This is a genomic window from Pseudomonas sp. P4_C3 (assembly GCF_056402075.1).
This window is the reverse complement of sequence record NZ_JBFUIC010000808.1, coordinates 1-523: the sequence shown is the minus strand read 5'-3', so window position 1 is coordinate 523 and position 523 is coordinate 1. Positions and strand designations below refer to the sequence as shown.

Below are 523 nucleotides of genomic sequence, written 5' to 3'. Positions count from 1 at the left end.
GGCCCCACAGCGTGTCGCGACGCTTGTAGTCGAACGTGCCGCTGACGTCCGTGTACGCCACCTGCAGGCGGTTGGGACCCTCACGCAAATCCATCGGGTAGTCGTGGTAGACAAGACCGGTCTGGATGCTCGAATCGTCATCGATGTACCAGGTGGTCTTGTTGCCGATAAAGGTGCTGCCCGGCTCATCGCGGCGGTCGTCCCGCACCACGTAGGCAGGGTTGGCCGCCCGTGGGTCATGCTCGATGGAGTGCTTGGTCACGCGCCCCGCGAGGTCGTTGTCGGTCTGGCGGTGGCGCAGGTAGAAGCGTGTTTCCAGGTTGGGGTTGAAGCGATAACCGAAGTTGGCGATGACACCCTGGCTCTCACTGGCCGTGTGGTCCTGGTAGCCGTCGGCGTTGGCATCGGTCATGGCCAGGTAGTAATCGAAGTCGCCGAGCACTTGCCCGGAACTGACCTGGCGCTGGAGGTAGCCGTGGCTGCCCGTTGCGTAGCGCACCTGCAGCAGCGGCGAGTCGTAGCC

The 523-nt window shown here is 63.9% G+C and carries 1 pseudogene; it reads right to left on the bottom strand.

Features of this window, described 5'->3' with window-relative positions:
* Positions 1–523: pseudogene (locus AC1DVH_RS32570) on the bottom strand (TonB-dependent receptor); the annotation flags it as partial.